The 18252-nt window shown below is 31.8% G+C and carries 10 protein-coding genes; 2 read left to right on the plus strand and 8 right to left on the minus strand.

Annotation, left to right across the window (positions count from 1 at the left end; all coding sequences use genetic code 11):
• Positions 1–307 precede the first annotated feature (307 nt).
• The 3 genes from D2A34_RS04395 to D2A34_RS04405 form a co-directional block, all read right to left on the minus strand.
• Positions 308–2578 carry an N-acetylmuramoyl-L-alanine amidase gene (locus D2A34_RS04395; protein WP_119365846.1) on the minus strand — a complete coding sequence of 757 codons (2271 nt, stop codon included), beginning with the start codon at positions 2576–2578 and terminating at the stop codon, positions 308–310.
• A gap of 316 nt (positions 2579–2894) precedes the next feature.
• Entirely contained in the window at positions 2895–3170 is a 276-nt protein-coding gene (locus D2A34_RS04400; protein ID WP_119365847.1) for an ATP cone domain-containing protein, read from the minus strand.
• Between the two features lie 323 nt (positions 3171–3493).
• Positions 3494–3799 (minus strand): hypothetical protein, encoded by a 306-nt coding sequence (locus tag D2A34_RS04405; RefSeq protein ID WP_079437735.1) that lies wholly within the window; start codon positions 3797–3799, stop codon positions 3494–3496.
• Between the two features lie 275 nt (positions 3800–4074).
• On the opposite strand from D2A34_RS04405, the gene D2A34_RS04410 reads away from it, so the two are divergent.
• Positions 4075–5145, plus strand: a complete 1071-nt coding sequence (locus tag D2A34_RS04410) for a GGDEF domain-containing protein (protein ID WP_119365848.1) — start codon at positions 4075–4077, stop codon at positions 5143–5145.
• Positions 5146–5825: 680 nt separating this feature from the next.
• Here D2A34_RS04410 and D2A34_RS04415 read toward each other — a convergent pair.
• Positions 5826–7421 (minus strand): peptide chain release factor 3, encoded by a 1596-nt coding sequence (locus tag D2A34_RS04415; protein WP_079442448.1) that lies wholly within the window; start codon positions 7419–7421, stop codon positions 5826–5828.
• A gap of 533 nt (positions 7422–7954) precedes the next feature.
• Here D2A34_RS04415 and D2A34_RS04420 point away from each other — a divergent pair.
• Complete coding sequence (locus tag D2A34_RS04420; protein WP_119365849.1) at positions 7955–9856, plus strand: PspC-like choline-binding domain-containing protein; 1902 nt, start codon at positions 7955–7957, stop codon at positions 9854–9856.
• Between the two features lie 150 nt (positions 9857–10006).
• Here the strand turns inward: D2A34_RS04420 and D2A34_RS04425 are convergent, their stop codons facing one another.
• The 4 genes from D2A34_RS04425 to D2A34_RS04440 all read right to left on the minus strand — a co-directional run bounded on the left by D2A34_RS04425 (position 10007) and on the right by D2A34_RS04440 (position 18089).
• A complete protein-coding gene (locus D2A34_RS04425; RefSeq protein WP_119365850.1) occupies positions 10007–10888 on the minus strand; it encodes a glycerophosphodiester phosphodiesterase in 882 nt (293 codons plus the stop codon).
• 593 nt (positions 10889–11481) lie between these two features.
• Complete coding sequence (locus D2A34_RS04430; protein WP_119365851.1) at positions 11482–12246, minus strand: InlB B-repeat-containing protein; 765 nt, start codon at positions 12244–12246, stop codon at positions 11482–11484.
• A 134-nt stretch (positions 12247–12380) separates the two neighbouring features.
• The gene (locus tag D2A34_RS04435) at positions 12381–15293 is read right to left on the minus strand and encodes an Ig-like domain-containing protein (protein WP_119365852.1); all 2913 of its coding nucleotides are present in this window, start codon (positions 15291–15293) and stop codon (positions 12381–12383) included.
• 660 nt (positions 15294–15953) lie between these two features.
• The gene (locus tag D2A34_RS04440; protein WP_119365853.1) at positions 15954–18089 is read right to left on the minus strand and encodes an N-acetylmuramoyl-L-alanine amidase family protein; all 2136 of its coding nucleotides are present in this window, start codon (positions 18087–18089) and stop codon (positions 15954–15956) included.
• Between the last annotated feature and the right edge of the window lie 163 nt (positions 18090–18252).

Genomic DNA, 18252 nt, shown 5'->3' on the forward strand with positions numbered 1-18252 from the left:
GACAACTCTACAACTAAAACTTATATCGTATACTCATCTAATCAGGGTAATTTTGTAGTAGGCCTTGATTATAATCATCAGGATACTGATAATTTTATGCCAACTTCTGATAATGATATAATTATTGGAATAGATCATATGAAAGAAATAGTTCAATAAAATAAGAGAAGGTACCCTTTTACGCAGTATTTCATTCAAGAAATAACTGTAGTTATTTCCAGCAACCGCGTAATAGAGCACCTTCTCTTTCTATAGTTTATTTTGCACTTTATAAGTACATATCTTCAATTCTGTATATCTAAGTTCATTATATATTTGCAGCAATAGTTTCTGCTATTGCTTCTGCCACTTTTTGCTGACTTGCTGGATCTGCACATCTTATTGCTTCTTCTTTGTTAGTTATAAATCCAACTTCAACTAATACTGCCGGAATGTTTGTATTTCTACATACATATAGATTTTGTGACTGACCACCTCTATTATATAGATTAAGCTTGCTTGCTATGTTATTATTTATAAGGGTCGCCATTTTCTTACTCTTTTCTATTCTAGCATTATCTAATCTTCCGCCAAAAGTATCATCTTGAGCTTGTGTACTGAAAAGACTAAGCACTCCATAAGCTGATTCACCTGCTGAATTATGGTGAATACTTATAAAGAAATCTGCATTTGCATTATTAGCAACATTAACTCTATGTGAGAGACTGTCAATTAAAGAACCATAAGAAGGCCGTTCTCCAAGATTTCTTGTCATTATTACATTATACCCTCTATTTTGAAGCTCTGTCTTTAATTTATCTGCAACCTGCATATTTAATACTGTTTCACTATAAGTTACTCCATCAATAGTACTTTCAGCTCCATAATCATTACCATAATCATGTCCTGGATCAATTACTATTGTTTTCTTACCAGTTGAAGGCGTATTAGTTCCACTACCTACTGGTGGTGGCTGCATTCCCGAATTTCCTGTATCTTGGTTAGTTGAATTTTGTTTCTTTCCATCTGAACCAATCTTATAACCACCTACTGTAGTATTAGTAAGCATTCTTCCTGTTGTTGTATCTAGATAGTATGAATCTCCATTTGATGTAACCCAGCCTGTTGCCATAGCACCACTATCCTTTATATAGTACCATACTCCATCAATATTAATCCATCCTTTAGCCATAGCTCCAGTGTCATATAAATAATAATAAACTCCATTATCTACAATCCAGCCTGTTGCCATACTACCATCAGTATTGAAATAATACCAATTGTTATTTATTTTAATCCAACCTATTTCCATGGCACCACTGCTGTTTAGCATATAGATTTTATTATTTATTTTAGAAAGACCTGTTACCATAATACCATCGCCTTGAAGGTAATACCAGTTTTTGTTATCCTTAATCCAACCGGTCTTTAATATTCCACCTTTGTCAAAGTAATACCATTTATTATTTATTTTAGTCCATCCACTATTAGTAGCCATGACTCCTGAATCTTTTAAGTAATACCAATTTGAACCGTCATATTGAATTCCAGTTGCCATAGCACCTGAAGACGTTAAAAAGTACCAATCATTATTTAATTGCTTCCACCCTTTAACCATGATCCCTGATTTATCAAAATAGTACCATTTACTATTGTAATTTACCCATCCAGTTGCCATTTTTCCATCATCTCTTAAGTAATACCAATTACCATCAGGATTAATCCATCCAATTGCTTTTGTATTGTCTGATTTGTAATAATACCAAGCTCCATTTTCATTCTTCCAACCAATATTAGATGTTATATTAGGCTTATCCTCTTGTGGCTTATTTTCATTTTGAGGCTTGTTTTCTGCAATAACATCAGATGCATTTACTGGACCCGGTTTGCTTTCAGGCTTTCCTGGATTTGGAGCTGCATTAGATGATCCACCGCTACCAGTATTGTTGTTATTAGTGTTTCCATTACTTGTAGAATTGTCAACACTATCTTTTGGATAATCTACTCCAGCATAATCTAATAAATTTTTGTATAATTTATTTACTTCTTCACCGTATGTAGCACTTGGAGCCCATTTTCCACCTAAAGAGTTTACCGTAGTTGCCTTACCTTTAATAGTTACAAAATGTCTAGGATCATAAGTATCCTCTCTTGGATATCCACTAGCTCCTGCATATAAAGCTAAATGATCTAAATGTGCTTGTACACCTTCATCCCAGCTATCAAATTTTTGATGAGCATTTGGGTCAGTATCACCACCACCCGATGGGTTTTTAAGTCCACATGGATTGTGATAACTTTCATCTAAGACTCCGCCAAATTTTCCAAACCCAGTTTCTTTTGCCGCTTGGACATACGCAATAGCTGGATTCACATCACCATGATCTGATGAATACTCAAAATAAAGATCCGCTAAATCTGCAAAAGTGTCCGTTGCTCCCTTTGATTTGGCCCATTTTTTAGCTTGTTTCGCAGTAACCTTACTGTCTGATATTATTTTAAAATCAGTAGTTGCCGCTTGTACACTTAACGTCGGAATAAAACTTAGTACCATTGCAAAAGCTAAGACAAAAGTAATAAGTTTCTTTTTAATATTCAAAACAGTCCGCCACCTCCTTATATTTGATTTTAACAAAAAAAGTCATGGCATTAAAGGTAAATTTAAAAAAATGTAGTTTTTTTATCATATATTCATATAAAATTGTTTTTTATGGATATGATTAGCACAACATTTGGAATTTAGAATAGAATAAATTATATAAAAGGTATGCTTATTTGTAATTGTACTTATAGGTGTGCCTTTTTTATAGGTACACAATCATAAATTTGATTTATGATTTAAAATATATACTACAGCAAAAAGAGAAGTTACTTTTTTCTAGCAGCCGAGTCAAAGTAACTTCTCTTTCGGTTGGTTATATATAAAAACTTATAGATGCATTTAAATATGCTTTTCCTACGTTATTAAACTCCAATGTTTTTAGTACATTTAAAATAATTGCAAAGATTTCATATGATGAAGTTTTTTCTCTATTAATAATCTTTAATATGTTCATTATTTCACTTTCAATCACTTTAAGATCTGAATCTGTTAATGGCTCTAAAGCTTCTTGTGACGCATTTAAGATAGATCTCTTTATCTTTGAAATACTGAACTCTTCTAATCTGCCATCCTTTTTTATTATATTCATATGCTTTGCCACCTTTCTATCAAGTGAAACTTTATTCAGGTGGAGTTTTGATCTCCATCTGAATCTTATTTGAACTTATCTAGGGTCGTGCCACTGTTATCCCCCACCTTTATATAGGATGGGAGTGTTACAGTGGCTAGACATCAGATAAAATTATTTTAAATACACAATCATTATATATTATTTATACGATGTAGATATTTTGCCCTAAAAAGCGTTTTTTAATCTTCAATCAAAACATACTCTCTTTCATACACTAATTCTACTCCTTTAATAATTTCAGTTTATAATCACTAAAAGAGAGCCTATTTAATAGCTCTCTTTTAGTGATGCTTTCTTCTACAATTATCAAGGTCACTTTGACAATTAGCAAGACTATCCATTAGATTATCTACTAACTTATCTGTAAGACACAATTGGTTGCATAATAGTTTTTCATTCATATTTATCAGATAACAAATAAAATTTTGATTAGTGAATGCATATAAGAATAATAGCACAGTTACTAATCGGTTTAATACTGCCTCTTGATTTCCTACAACCATTGTAGATAGCGTCAAATCACTAATAGGTTCATTATTTGCTCCAAGAGTATTGAAATCAGTATCATAACAGTTACCGTTGCTCATTTTCTTCCTCTCCATGTACAACAATATTATATATATAATAATATGAATAATCTTTTCTTTTTGTTACTTTCTAAAGAACGTGAAAGAAAATAATACAAAATTCTATATATAGTTTGTTGTTACTGCTAAACTATATCAATAAGAATTAGAAATAATAATCTATTTTTCGATTATGCTTAAATTCGAGTATTAATAATTAGATAATATATAATAATAAATATATATTTAATTTTAAACTATATAATGCTCAAATTCTTTAATTAGGAGGAAGACTTATGCTTAGATCATTATTTGTTAATGCTACAATGCTTATATCTTTCATATATTTAGTAAGTCAACTATTAAGAGAAGAAGAGCTTAATACAAATACTAAAATCAAAGTCAAACTCTCTCTTGGTTTATTAACTGGCTTATCTGGGTGCGCTCTTATATTTTATGGTATTAACTTATCGAATAATACTATAATAGATTTCAGAGTTATATCTGTGATGATCGCCTCCCTATATGGAGGTTTTGTATCAGCTTTCATAAGCGTTTTTATTATAATATTATTTAGACTTGCTATTTTAGGAATTAATTATTCTTCCTTAGTCGCATCTATTAATATGATAGTGCTATTAGTATGCTTTAGCCTTTTGTCGAAATATGATATGACCTTTTTCAAAAAATATACTTATATGACTATCCTCAGCATAGTATCTTCAATAATATGGATTTCCTTAGTATTGAGAGACTTCCACCTTGTTTTATCTGTCCTTGGAAGTTTTATATTTTCCATAGTAGTATTATCTGTTATAGTTTATTACATCTTGGATCATATGACCAAAACTAATGAAACATATCGTAAGCTAAAGTTTGAGTCAAAAAAGGATTTTCTGACAGGACTTAATAATGCCAGGGAATTTGATAGTATTCTAAATAGAGTTATTGATAATGCCTTGGAAAGAAAAGAAAATTTGTCAATGCTCATGATAGACATTGATTATTTTAAACATATTAACGATACTTATGGCCATCCGGCTGGAGATTTAGTCTTGAAACAACTAAGTAGAATTCTAGTTGATTCCTGTAGAACCTTTGATATAGTTTCAAGAAATGGCGGCGAAGAATTCACTGCAATTCTTCTTGATTGCAATTATAGTCACGCTATGGAAATTGCCGAAAAAATAAGACGAAATGTACAAAATAATATTTTTCTAATTAATGGCTACGTTACTGTTAAAATAACTGTTTCAATTGGTGTAAGTTCTTACCCTGATATAACAAAGGATATAAACACCTTGTTAAATCAGGCTGATAATTCTTTATATTCAGCTAAACGAACAGGAAGAAATAAAGTTTGTTAATAAAAGTATTGCGTAGTACCGAAATATAAAAATACTTGCTGTGTGATGCTACTTTAAGTTTATTGATAAAAAAACGAAATGGAATAGATGTGTTTGCTTCGGTTCTTTGAAGATTTTGCTGGATGATTCTAATATTATAAGTTGTACCCAAAGTGCTTGCTTCAAGGACTATGCCTTGAACAAGCACCTTTGGAACAACTTATAATCTAGAATCACAGCCTGCAAAATCTTCTAATGAACACTGCGCAAAAACATTTATTCCATTTCTAGTTTAGTGTAAACATAAAGTGAATCATATTTAAGCAAGTATTTTTATATTTCTATAGTTATCAATACCATTAATTAATAAGATTTATAGTCTTCAAAACAATTTATATCATCTATATACAAGAAACATATAAAGTTGGAATAGGATCTGTGAAACTCTTATAATGATAGCAAAACAAAGAAATAGAATACATATATGTGGAGTCAGGCATTGAAAAATAAGCTGTTGGAATATCTTAGTGGGAAGTTGTTCCACTTTTGCTTGTCCTGTGCTTGTCACAGGAACACGCAGAAGTGGTGCAACTTTCCAGTTAGATATTCCCAGTGAAATTTTTCACAGTCCTGCGGAACATATATGTATTCTATTTCGGTTGTTCATTGCTTCACTTTAAGCGCTACACAATACATTTATATTATTCTTCACTCTTTCCTACACCAGATAAAATTAATCCTTTATTATGATCTAGTGCCCAGCTTATACCCCAATCATTTTGGAATATAAGTAAGTTTCTATCTTTAAAGTCTTTAACTTTCTTAGTATCTGAAGTTAAGTTTAATGAATCCATATCAATATCTTTATTTTCTATCCATCTTACATATCTATAAGATAGTCTATCCATTTTTATATCAACATTATATTCACTGTTTAATCTATATTCTAGAACTTCAAATTGAAGTACACCAACAACTCCAACTATTATTTCTTCCATACCTATGTGAGTTTCTTTAAATACTTGGATTGCTCCTTCTTGCGCTATTTGAGTAACACCTTTTATGAATTGTTTTCTCTTCATAGTATCTACTGGTCTTACTCTTGCGAAATGTTCTGGCGCAAAAGTCGGAATTCCTTCAAATTTAAATTTCTTTGATGCTGTACATAAAGTATCACCAATTGAGAATATACCTGGATCAAATACACCAATTATATCTCCTGCATATGCCTCTTCAACTATTTCTCTATCTTGAGCCATAAATTGTTGTGGTTGAGCTAATTTAATCTTCTTTTCGCCTTGAACATGATATACATCTTCACCTTTATTAAACTTACCTGAACAAATTCTCATAAATGCAATTCTATCTCTATGAGCCTTATTCATATTTGCTTGTATCTTAAATACGAAAGCAGAAAATTTATCTTCAAATGGGTCAATAGTTCCAACTGTAGAGTTTCTTGCAAGTGGTGCTGTAGTCATTTCCAAGAAATGTTCTAAGAATGGTTCTACACCAAAATTTGTTAACGCTGATCCAAAAAATACTGGAGTTAGTTCTCCTTTTCTTACAGCCTCTAAATCTAAATCATCACCAGCAATATCTAAAAGTTCAATGTCTTCCATCAATTTGTCGTGTAATACTTCTCCTAATATTTCTCTAAATTTAGGATCATCTGCTGAACCTTCTATGGATTCAACTTCATTTTGACCATGATTTCCACCATTAAAAGCTATTATTCTATTATTATCTCTTTCATATACACCTTTAAATTCCTTACCTGAACCAATTGGCCAATTCATTGGGTAAGTTTTAATTCCAAGTTCACTTTCAATGTCCTCAAGTAATTGAAATGGATCCTTAGCTTCCCTATCCATTTTATTTATAAATGTGAAAATAGGCATTTCCCTTAAAGAAGCAACATGGAATAACTTTCTTGTTTGATCTTCTATACCCTTAGCCGCATCCACAACCATAACTGCTGAATCTGCCGCCATAAGAGTTCTATATGTATCTTCTGAGAAGTCTTGGTGACCTGGCGTATCTAATATGTTAATACAGTGATTATTATAGTTAAATTGCATAACAGAAGAAGTAACTGAGATACCTCTTTGTTTTTCAATTTCCATCCAGTCAGAAACTGCATGTTTAGATGCTTTTCTAGCCTTAACAGAACCTGCAAGTCTAATAGCTCCACCATATAATAAGAACTTTTCTGTAAGTGTGGTTTTACCTGCATCAGGGTGAGAAATAATCGCAAATGTTCTTCTTTTTTCAATTTCTTTTATATAATCAGCCAAATCTAAGCCCTCCTATTAAACTATCCTTATAAATTTATATTTAAGATATAAATCGGCATATCATTAATAAATTGTAAATTTTCAGTACAACTTACTCCTATTTATATATTACTATTTACAAACTGCATATTATTTATATTATATTTTCTTAATTAACTAAATTATTATATCATATGGATTATATTATGTATACTTTATATCTTTTATTTATCAGCTTCAATTGACTGCCTTTTCAAAATTAACGAGTTCCCTTTTTATTTATAAATATATCCTTAAGATTATCTTAACATCTCTTCATGCAATCTTAAGATTTATTTTAGATAAAAAGTACTAAGTACCTCTTTAAGAAGTGTATATTATATTATAGGAATACAACATCATTAAACCCATATAATTCTTAAAATATATTTTTCGAGAAAAAGTACCAATATTTTTAAAATATAGTTGTATATTATACTATAAAGTTAAACTTTTCCTTAATTTTATTATTAAATATAATAAAATAATCTATACTTCGAAAAAGGAGGATTATTATGTTAAAGAGAGCAAACAAAGTCATTTCCCTACTAGTAGCCACGGCCTCTATCATGTCGATAGTACCCGCAATGGCTGCAGAAAGGTTAGGAACAAAGGAGGGCACAATTGAAAATGCCGTAGCATTTAAAGATGGAAAATACATTTATGAAGGCTATAGAACCGATGATGATGAGAGCGGTCTATATTATAATTCAGGAACTAAGGATAAGCATTTAGATGATGCCAGTACTCTCGGGATTAAGTATGGAGATAAATATGTACAAGCATTTGATGGTAGTGATGAATATATAGTTGATTTATCAACTGGTAAAATATCAGACGAAGATACTGTAAAAGATTTAACAGATACTGCTGAAACTAAATTAATAACAAAATTAAAGAAAACTGATAGATATGCGCAAAATTCTCGTTCAGATTTTGGTAAAGGCGGTTCTTTCGGTGAGGTTAAACTCGGAAATAAAGTCAATAGTAACAAGTTTGGCGATGTATGGTTTGAATACTCAGCAACAACATCACAAGCAATAACTGTTGCAGAAAATTATATGAATAGCCAAGTTACTACGCCACAGGCTGTTTATTACGGATATACAAATAATTCAGGAACTTATCTTGATGCTTCCTATAATGCTAATATTTATGCCTATAACGGCACTAAAATGGTAAAGTTAAAGAATGTTGGTGATACTGAAGAAGGATTAACATTAAATAGTGTGATCCCTATGGCGACTCTAGGGCAAGATGATAAATATATATATAGAGTAGTTAAAGCCAATATAAGCGGAGCTGTTCACAAAATATTAAAAACAAGCGGACCTGACAGTACTACTTATAACGGACTTGATTATAATCCAGCTGGAAATACCTTATACTATATTCAAAGAATCTCTAAAACTCAAGGAGACAAGGAGAAGGACGCCTATTTGCCAAAAACTACAGATTCCTATGAGATTTCAGGAGCCACAGGCAATGATGATGTAAAAAATGCTTATATTGTTATTCAAAAAATCATATCAAACTCTGATAACGCTGTAGCTACAATAGTTGATGGAGCAATTTACATCTCATATGACTCTGATGGTGGTGATAAAGTTACAACAGAGAAAATAGTTTTAAAATCCAGTGAAAAATTAAATACGTATAACAATAATATAAAGTTAGATACAAAAATAGATGGACATGTTGCAAAAAAAGATGATGATGAAGACACTGATGCCAAAGCTTGGTCAATAGATGTCGACGGAAATGTTTGGGCCATATATAATGGTTCAATTAAAAAATCAACAAAATTAGGAGATTTTAAAACAATTTATACCTGTGATAGGTCTTTAGATAAATTAGATGTATATGATGAAAATAACTTAATTGCTTGGGAGGATGATGGAGGCGCATATACAACTGTTCAAGAGGGAAAAAAACAAGCCGTAGATAATGCTTCAACTGTTGTTATACCTAAACCATCAAAAACTGGTTGGGATCAATTAGCAGACGGTTCTTGGAATTTCTATGATTCAACTGGTACTAAAGTGGTTAATAATTGGATTAATGTCGGTGGCATTTGGTATTACTTAAATTCTAGTGGAGCTATGGCGACTGGCTGGCAGCAAATTAATGGTGCTTGGTATTATTTGAATCCATTTTCCGACGGAAATAAAGGCGCAATGAAAACTGGCTGGATCAATGACAACGGCACTTGGTATTATCTAAGCTCCTCTGGCGCTATGAAGACTGGTTGGTTAAATGACAAGGGTACTTGGTATTTCCTAAGTTCTTCTGGTGCTATGAAGACTGGCTGGATTAATGATGGTGGTACTTGGTATTTCTTATATCCAAATGGTGCTATGGCTGCTAATACAATCATTAATGGATATAGATTATCTTCAAGCGGTGCCTTAGCTTAACACCCACATACGAGACAGTGGTTTATATATTATCATTATTTTAGAACAAATTTTTAAACTAGCTCTTTTAAATATTTCCTAAATTTTTTTAGAAGTATTACTGAAATGAAATATTTTCAGTAATACTTTATATTATTATAAGCATGTTGTTCATAAGTTACCTATTAAAGCATTTAATATCTCAACTTCATTTGTAATTATGCCATTCACTCCAGCGTTTATTACTTTTTTCATATCTTCTATATTATTGACTGTATAAGGATTTACAATTATTCCAGCGTTTTTTATTTCCTTAATATATTCTTTATTTAAAATGCTTAGGAAATATGGATGGTAACATTCCACAGATATAGATTTTAAATATTGTGGTACATTAGCAAGAGTAGTTTCTGTCAAAGCACCTAGTACTGTTTTTTTATTCCCCTCAAGTTCTCTTATTTTTAATAAACTTAGATGGTTAAAGCTAGAAATTATAACTCTATCTCTTAGGTTAAATTCATCAACCATCCTCAGCACCTTTTCTTCCAACCCTTTGTATTCAATAATGCTGTTCTTTAATTCTAAATTTAATATCTTTAAATTTGAATTTGAAAAAAGTTCTAACAGTTCTCTTAAAGTTGGTATTTCTTCTCCTATTGTGCTTTCAAAGTACTCAACTTCTTTTAACGTGTATTTTCCAATTTTAAAATCACCATTTCTTCTATTTTCTATATTTGCAATTTCGCCTGAATTAATTGATTTTAAAAGTTCCTTTTTTTCTAGTGCAATGTCTTTTATAGCTTGAATTTTAGGCACACTCTTAGTTCTAAATATTTTAAGTTCATCGATGGTATAATCATTAACAAAACCATGTCCGTTGGTTGTCCTATCTAAGGTTTCATCATGAATTATGATTGGTATTCCATCCTTAGATAATTGAATATCTGTTTCAATCCCATCTGCATTATATTCAATTGCTTTTTTAAAAGCTAACATTGTATTTTCATCAAATTTCCCACTATAACCTCTATGAGCTATATTTAAAATCCCCAATTTAGCACCTCCTAATTTCTTTCATTCAACTCAACCGTTTACAAATTATGTTTAATAACAAAAACTCTATATATACATATTTTACACTTACTTGAATAATATTACTACACCTTATATTTTATCTTTTATACGAAATATAAAGGTATTGTGTATCACCGAAATATAAAAATACTTGCCGTAAGCTTAAATAGCGATATATTTATACAAGTGTTTTTATATTTTTCTGATTACAATACCTTCAATGAATATTCAAGTCTTTTCATTCAGTTTATATATTTATAATACAATACTCATATATTCTTTGGTATGTATATGTGAAATAATTAAGGTGATAGCAAAACAAAGAAATAGAATACATATATGTGGGGTCAGGCATTGAAAAATAAGCTGCTGAAATATCTTAATGGGAAGTTGTTCCACTTTTGCTTGTCCTGTGCTTGTCACAGGAACACGCAGAAGTGGTGCAACTTTCCATTTAGATATTCCCAGTGAAATTTTTCACAGTCCTGCGGAACATATATGTATTCTATTTCGGTTGTTCATTGCTTCACTTTAAGTGCTTCACAATACCTCTATTTTATTCCATCTGTATCTTAATTTTCTTTAACTTCTTTCCATTGTGCATATAAAGTGATATTTTTATTTATTTTTATTTTGTCATCATAATTGTAGCCTGTTCCATCTCCATTAGAATCAGTATTCCACTCAACAAAAGTATATCCGCTCTTTGTTGGCTTATACAAAGGCATCATTGTATCTTCAGGCACTGTTCTAGTCTTAAGTACTTCTTGATCGTCATCTTCTACATCAGGATCTTTGAATTTTATTTTATATTCTTTTACTTGATCAGTTCCATTAAATGGTATTTCACTTGTCATACTTTCATTTTCATTTATTATTTGGCTTGGAACATAAGGCGTTGTATTATTTCCGTAATAATCAAACCCCTTACTTGGTGTTGGATAGTCAGGTCCAACACAAACTCCATTATCATCAAAATTATAGAGTTTCGCATTTATCATGGCGCTTCCATTTTGCATTGCACCACTTGATGAAAATAAATATATTTTCCCCTCAATTTGAATTATACCGGTTTGCATTGCACCGCTTAAATCTATATAATACCACTCACCACCAGTATAAATCCATCCAGTTCTCATTTGACCAAGTGAATCAAAAAAATACCATGTACCACTTATTTCTTTCCAACCTGTAGCATAACCATATCCTTCTGTATAGCTCCAAGCGCCGTATTCATTTTTAACCCAGGCAGCTGAAACTCCTACTGGCGCCATTGAAATTAAGATTAATGTAGCAACCCCTGAAATAGCTAACCTCTTCAAAAATTTATGCTTCATTTTAAGTCTCCCCCCACTTTTTAATCTATTGGTCAAGCTATATTATCATGCAATTTTATAACTTGACCTTTTTTCTTTAGTATTTTTTAAATCATATATACTATAGCTTCTTGCTATAATCTTTAAGAATTTGTTTATGTTGTTGATTTTGGAGTTATAGTTATCGTTCTTTCTCCAAACTTCCCAGATCCATCAGTTGCTGTTGCTCTTACAACTATATCTCCTGCAGTTTTTGCACGTAGCAACCCATCCGGATCAATGGATGCAGAACCACTGCTATTAGCAGCACTTGTAACTGACCAATTTATCAGCTTGTTAGTTGCATCGCTTGGATTCACAGTTGCAGCCATCTGAAGAGTTGACCCTTCAACAATTGACAAGTTAGTAGTATTATTTATGCTAATATCTGATACATAAATTGGTTGTCCTGTTATTGTTATTATTTTTTCAGCAGGAATTTCTTCTATTGTATACTTAACAGTTCCATTAGTATTTAGTGGAACACTTCCATCGGCATTAAGCTCAACAATTCTATAAGTTATTTTTGCCTTTACTTTAACTGTACCATTATCCGAAGCCGTTAAAACTCCCGTTTCGGAAATTGTTGCCATCGCTTTTATTGTAGCATTTCCAAAAGAATCTAATAGTGGTTCAACTGACCACTCTACTGTTCTATTGCTAGCTGCATCAGCTGGATCTAAAACTACTCTCATTTGAAGACTTCCACCCTTTTGGGTTATTGTAGAAACATGGTCAGAACCGCCTGTTGTTGTCTCCTTAGCAACTATTGAAGCACTATAAGCCTTTGTAATCAATCCACTTATAATTATAGCTTTACTTACAGAAATATTAGAACCGTCTGTTGTTGAAGCTGTTACCAGAATTGTACCATTTTTTAAAACTCTTAAAAGTCCTGGTTTTCCAGATACAAATTCAGCATGCCCTGTTACATCTGTAACTTTCCACTGAACTGCACCTGATGTTGTGTTTGATGCGTTGCTTGGTGTTATAACAGCTCCTAATTGAATTTCTGGTGACGATCCTTCTTTTGTGTCTAATTCTTTAATCTCATCAGGCGTTATTGCAAGACCTGTTGCTTTAATACTTTGATTTTTAATTGTTATCTCTTTACTTCCAAAGATTGTTGGTACCTTCTTAGAAGTCGCCTTAACTTTAACAGTTCCATCTGCAAGTGGAGTTAAAAGACCATTTGAATCGACACTTGCTTTTCCAGTCATCTTAGTGCCCGCATCTCCATATTGATCAACTGACCATATTATTGTTGTATCGACTGTATTATCAATTGGTGATACTTCTGCTTTCATCTGCATTTTTTGACCATCTATATCTATCTTATCTGAGTCGCTTAATACACTTATACTTGTAACTTTATTACTTTGGTTATTTATATCAATAACTGTACTTCCAACAACTGAACTATTAGCTAACGAAATCGCTGTTACCATAACTTTTCCATTTGCTACTGCTGTTAAAACTCCACTATTGCTGATTGTAGCTTTTCCATTTCCATCTTTACTTTCCACGATCCAATTAACCGATTTATTTGTTGCACTACTTGGGGATACAGTTGCAACCATTTGAAGCGTTCCTCCATCAGCGTTTATTGCGCTTCCGCTACTTCCACTTACAGTAATACCTGTTGGTAGTACCTGCATAGATTGTCCTGTTATTGTAATAGTTCTACTTCCAACAACTTTTGAACCATCCTTTGCAGTTGCTTTTACTGTAACTGTTCCATTTGATTTTGCTTTTACAAGTCCCGTACTATCTATATCTGCACTTCCTGTACCATTTTCAACTGTCCATTCTACACTAGGATCAGTTGCATCATTTGGTAATACGCTTGTAGTCATTTGAAGCGTTCCAAGATTCGTATTAATTAAATAAGAACCTGTTTTACTATTTACTGTGATCTTTGCTACTGACACTACAGCATCTACTGAAGTTATATTTACTTGTTTTGTAGAACTTATATTTGAACCATCCTTTGATGTTGCTTTTACTGTGACTGTTCCACTTGAAACTCCCGTTAATACTCCACTGCTATCAATAGTCGCCTTACCTGTACCATCTATAACTGACCAATTTATTCCTTTATTTGCCGCATCATTTGGAGATACTTCTGCTGTCATCTGAATAGTCTTGTTGACAGTAACATATGAACTTCCCTTTATTGTAATTCCATCAACAAATATAGAAGTATCAGCTGTCCATTGAGCATATAAAATTATGTCTCCTTTTACCTTTATATCATCATCTGCTGAATAACTCTTTCCAGAACCATCACTCTTAGTATTCCAGCCAACAAAATTATATTTAACCTTAGTTGGTTCATATAACTCAACTGTTTTTCCATATTTAAAACTTTTAGTTTTTAGATCTGCTCCATTTGAATCTTTAAGTATAACCTTAAAGATTCTTCCTTCATTTGGATCCTTATCAGATTCACTTTGATCAGAAACAACTTCATTAAATCTCGAATCTGTTGGTGAACCAGTTAATTTATTATCTGTATTTTTTAATACTTGGATACAATTTCCTGATTCATCAAGTTCCTTATTTGGTGTTGGTACTTTGGCCCCAACAACTTCTCCATCTGACCCAATGGTATAAAATTCTCCGTTAATCACTGTATTATTAGTCTTTAAAATACCGTTATCATCAAAAATATATACTTTTCCTGCTATATTAATAATCCCTGTTTGGATTGATCCACTTGAATCTGCATAATACCAGTTTTTATTGTATTTAATCCAACCTATTCTTAACGCTCCATTATTTTGTAGAAAATACCAATAGTCTCCCGCTTTTATCCATCCAGTTAGCATCTTCCCATTATCATCAAAGTAATACAACTGTCCATCAATTCTTTTCCAACCTGTCATTCTTTCATTATCCTGCATATAATACCAGCTACCTTGATAATCTTTTACCCATTCGGCTGAAGCTTTAATTGGAACTAACGTACATAATGTAGTTGAAATAATTGCTCCGGCAACTATCTTATTTATAAATTTACGTTTCATTAAAACTGGTCCCCCCTATATTACTACTATTTCTAACACATTCCGTGTAAAATTTTTCTTCCTTTACCTAATATGCTTTATTATCGATACATTTTTATATAACTATACATTTATAATACCATATTATCCAAAATTCATCACCAATATTAAAGGTATTGTGAAGCAATGAACAACCGAAATAGAATACATATATGTTCCTCAGGACTGTGAAAAATCTTGCTGGTATATCTAAACGGAAAGTTGTGCCCATTTCCGATTCCATATGTTTCTTGCATTAGAAAGATATAAATTGTTTTTAAGACTATAAATATCATTCATTAGGGTATTTATAACTAGAGAAATATATAAATACTTATTTAAATATGATTAACTTTAAATCTACACTAAACAAAGAAATGTAATAAATGTGTTTGCGCAGTGTTCATAAGAAGATTTTACTGGCCGTGATTCTTAGAATATAAGTTGTTCCAAATGTGCTTGTTCAAAAGCGTAGTCTTTGAAGCAAGCACTTTGGATGCAACTTATATTCTTAGAATCACCCAGTAAAACTTTCTGAGAACCGAAGCAAACACATCTATTACATTTCGGTTGCTTAGCAGTAACTAAAAGTCATCACAATGCAAGTATTTTTATATTTTGGGTTCTACACAATACCTTTAACTATGAACTTAAAGTCCCATCTGAATTGAAGATATATTTGGTTCCATCAATATATCTTGAGCCTGTTACCATAACTCCATTTATATTGAAATAATAAGTTTTTCCCTCAACAGTAACCCATTCGTTTTTCTTCATCTTGCCAGTTTCTTCATCTAAATAACACCAGCCATCTTTAGAATATGTCCATCCTGTTTTCATTGATCCATCATCATTTGCACAATACCAGCTTCCATCTTTTCTAAACCAACCCGTTTGCATTTCTCCCGTTGGGTCTTTAAAACAATACAACTTATCTCCGATCTCAAGCCAATCATGGGCAGCTTGTCCATCATCTTTTAAATAATACCATTTTCCATCTGACCACTTCCAATCTGAAGTCACCTTCGCTCCACTCTTACTGAAATAATACCAGTAATCTTCTATTTTAAGCCAATCTTTTGTCATCTTCCCATCAGCTTTTAAGTAGTAATATTTTCCACCATCATTTACCCATTCCATCTTTTTAGCAGAGCCATCTTCTCCAACAAAATACCAGTCTTCTCCATCCTGCACCCATTGGTTGAATAACTCATAACCTTTTTTCTTATCAAAATAGCATCTCTTACCATCAACTATTTGCCATCCTGTTTCCATAGCTCCATCTATTCTATTGAAATAGTAGGTTTTCCCCTTGATTTTTTGAACCCCTTTTAGACTTACTCCATCTTTATCATAATAGTATCTATATCCATCCTTTTTAACCCAGCCAGGATCATTATCAAATCTGTCAAAGACCTTATCCCAAGCGTCATCTAAATCTTCATTTTTTTTCTTTAATGAATCAGTCAAATCATCTACTGAATCACTCAAGTTATCTATTGCATCAGTTATTCCAGCAACTATGCCCTTAACTCCGCTTTTATCTATAACATTATCTACTATACCTCCAACTTCAGCCTTTACATCAGGTACCATTAAGTAAGTGCTATTTTTTATCATACTGTTTACAGCATCAGTTGTAACACTTGGTAAATTTAGCCCAGAAATTTGTTCAAATAATAACTGTTTTTCAAATGGGCCAACTATAAGATCATACTGATAAACTTTTTTGTTCTTATCTGCCTCATTGCTTTTAGTTAGAGATAAAGACAAAAGTGAAAATTTTGTTCCATCTACATCTAAAGTGTTACTTAAGCTTCCTTTTAAATTGCTTATACCATTAAAATCAATAATATTTAAATCTTTATTTATATAACCTGATGCTCCCTTTTGTGCTTTCAACATATTATAAATTGGATTATTAATCACATATACTTTATTACTCGAAGTATCTATAATATTAATGCTCATTCCATCTCCAATAACATTAGCACCACTACTTAAATCAATTTCTTTTCCATATGTATCTTCACCTGTTGTTGGGTTGAAAGCTAGTGCAGGAACTGGAGCAAGACTATTATAAGTTGCATTTCTAACTTTTGCATTATAAGTATTTACACAATATGCTCCACTTCCAACCGCAGTATTAACTATTGATCCAACTAAACCCTTAATCACAAAAGCTTGAGCCTTAATATCTCCTGATGAATTCTTTCCCGTATACTGATATAACGTAATATTTTCAAATCTACCCTTAATAGAATTTGGTAATGCATCTTCTAGATTTTTTCTAACCACAGGTTCAATCAAACTCTTAAGTGTTGCTTCTGGAATTGCACCACCTGTCGCTGACTTTGCCTTTAAAACAACAGCATTTGTAACTGGTTCTACAAGAGCATCAAGTACTTCCTCTGATATCTGCTCAACTAATGTATCTGAAAGAGTGTAAGATAGATTTCCGCATTCTTCACTTGAAATTGAGCTTGCCCCCTGGTAATTAAACATAGATTTTATTCCATCTTCTAACTGAGGATTTATAGTAGCGGTCTCTGCCATTGTAATAAGAGTACTTCCATCTGGTACCATTGATGATATATCTGTTCCAGATAAAGTTACACTATTCATTTGTGTCCCCATTGTAATTTTACTTCCACCATTATTTAAATTATCATTAACTGCTGCTATTGCATCCAAACTAACTACATTTCTAGGCGCTAAAGCGCTAACACTCATTGCCACCAACACTAATGACATTATTTTTCTAATTTTTCTTATCATACCATCGCCTCCAAAATATCTATTAACATTATAACATTTATACTGACCAGTTCAAATATGTATTATTGAGAAAACTTTAAGCGATGGAATAAAAAATCTAAAATTAATAATTTTTTTGTAATAATATTATTTTTTATCTTGAAGAAAAGAATACATATTAAAA

The sequence above is a fragment of the Clostridium chromiireducens genome, from assembly GCF_003575225.1.
Taxonomy (GTDB): domain Bacteria; phylum Bacillota; class Clostridia; order Clostridiales; family Clostridiaceae; genus Clostridium; species Clostridium chromiireducens.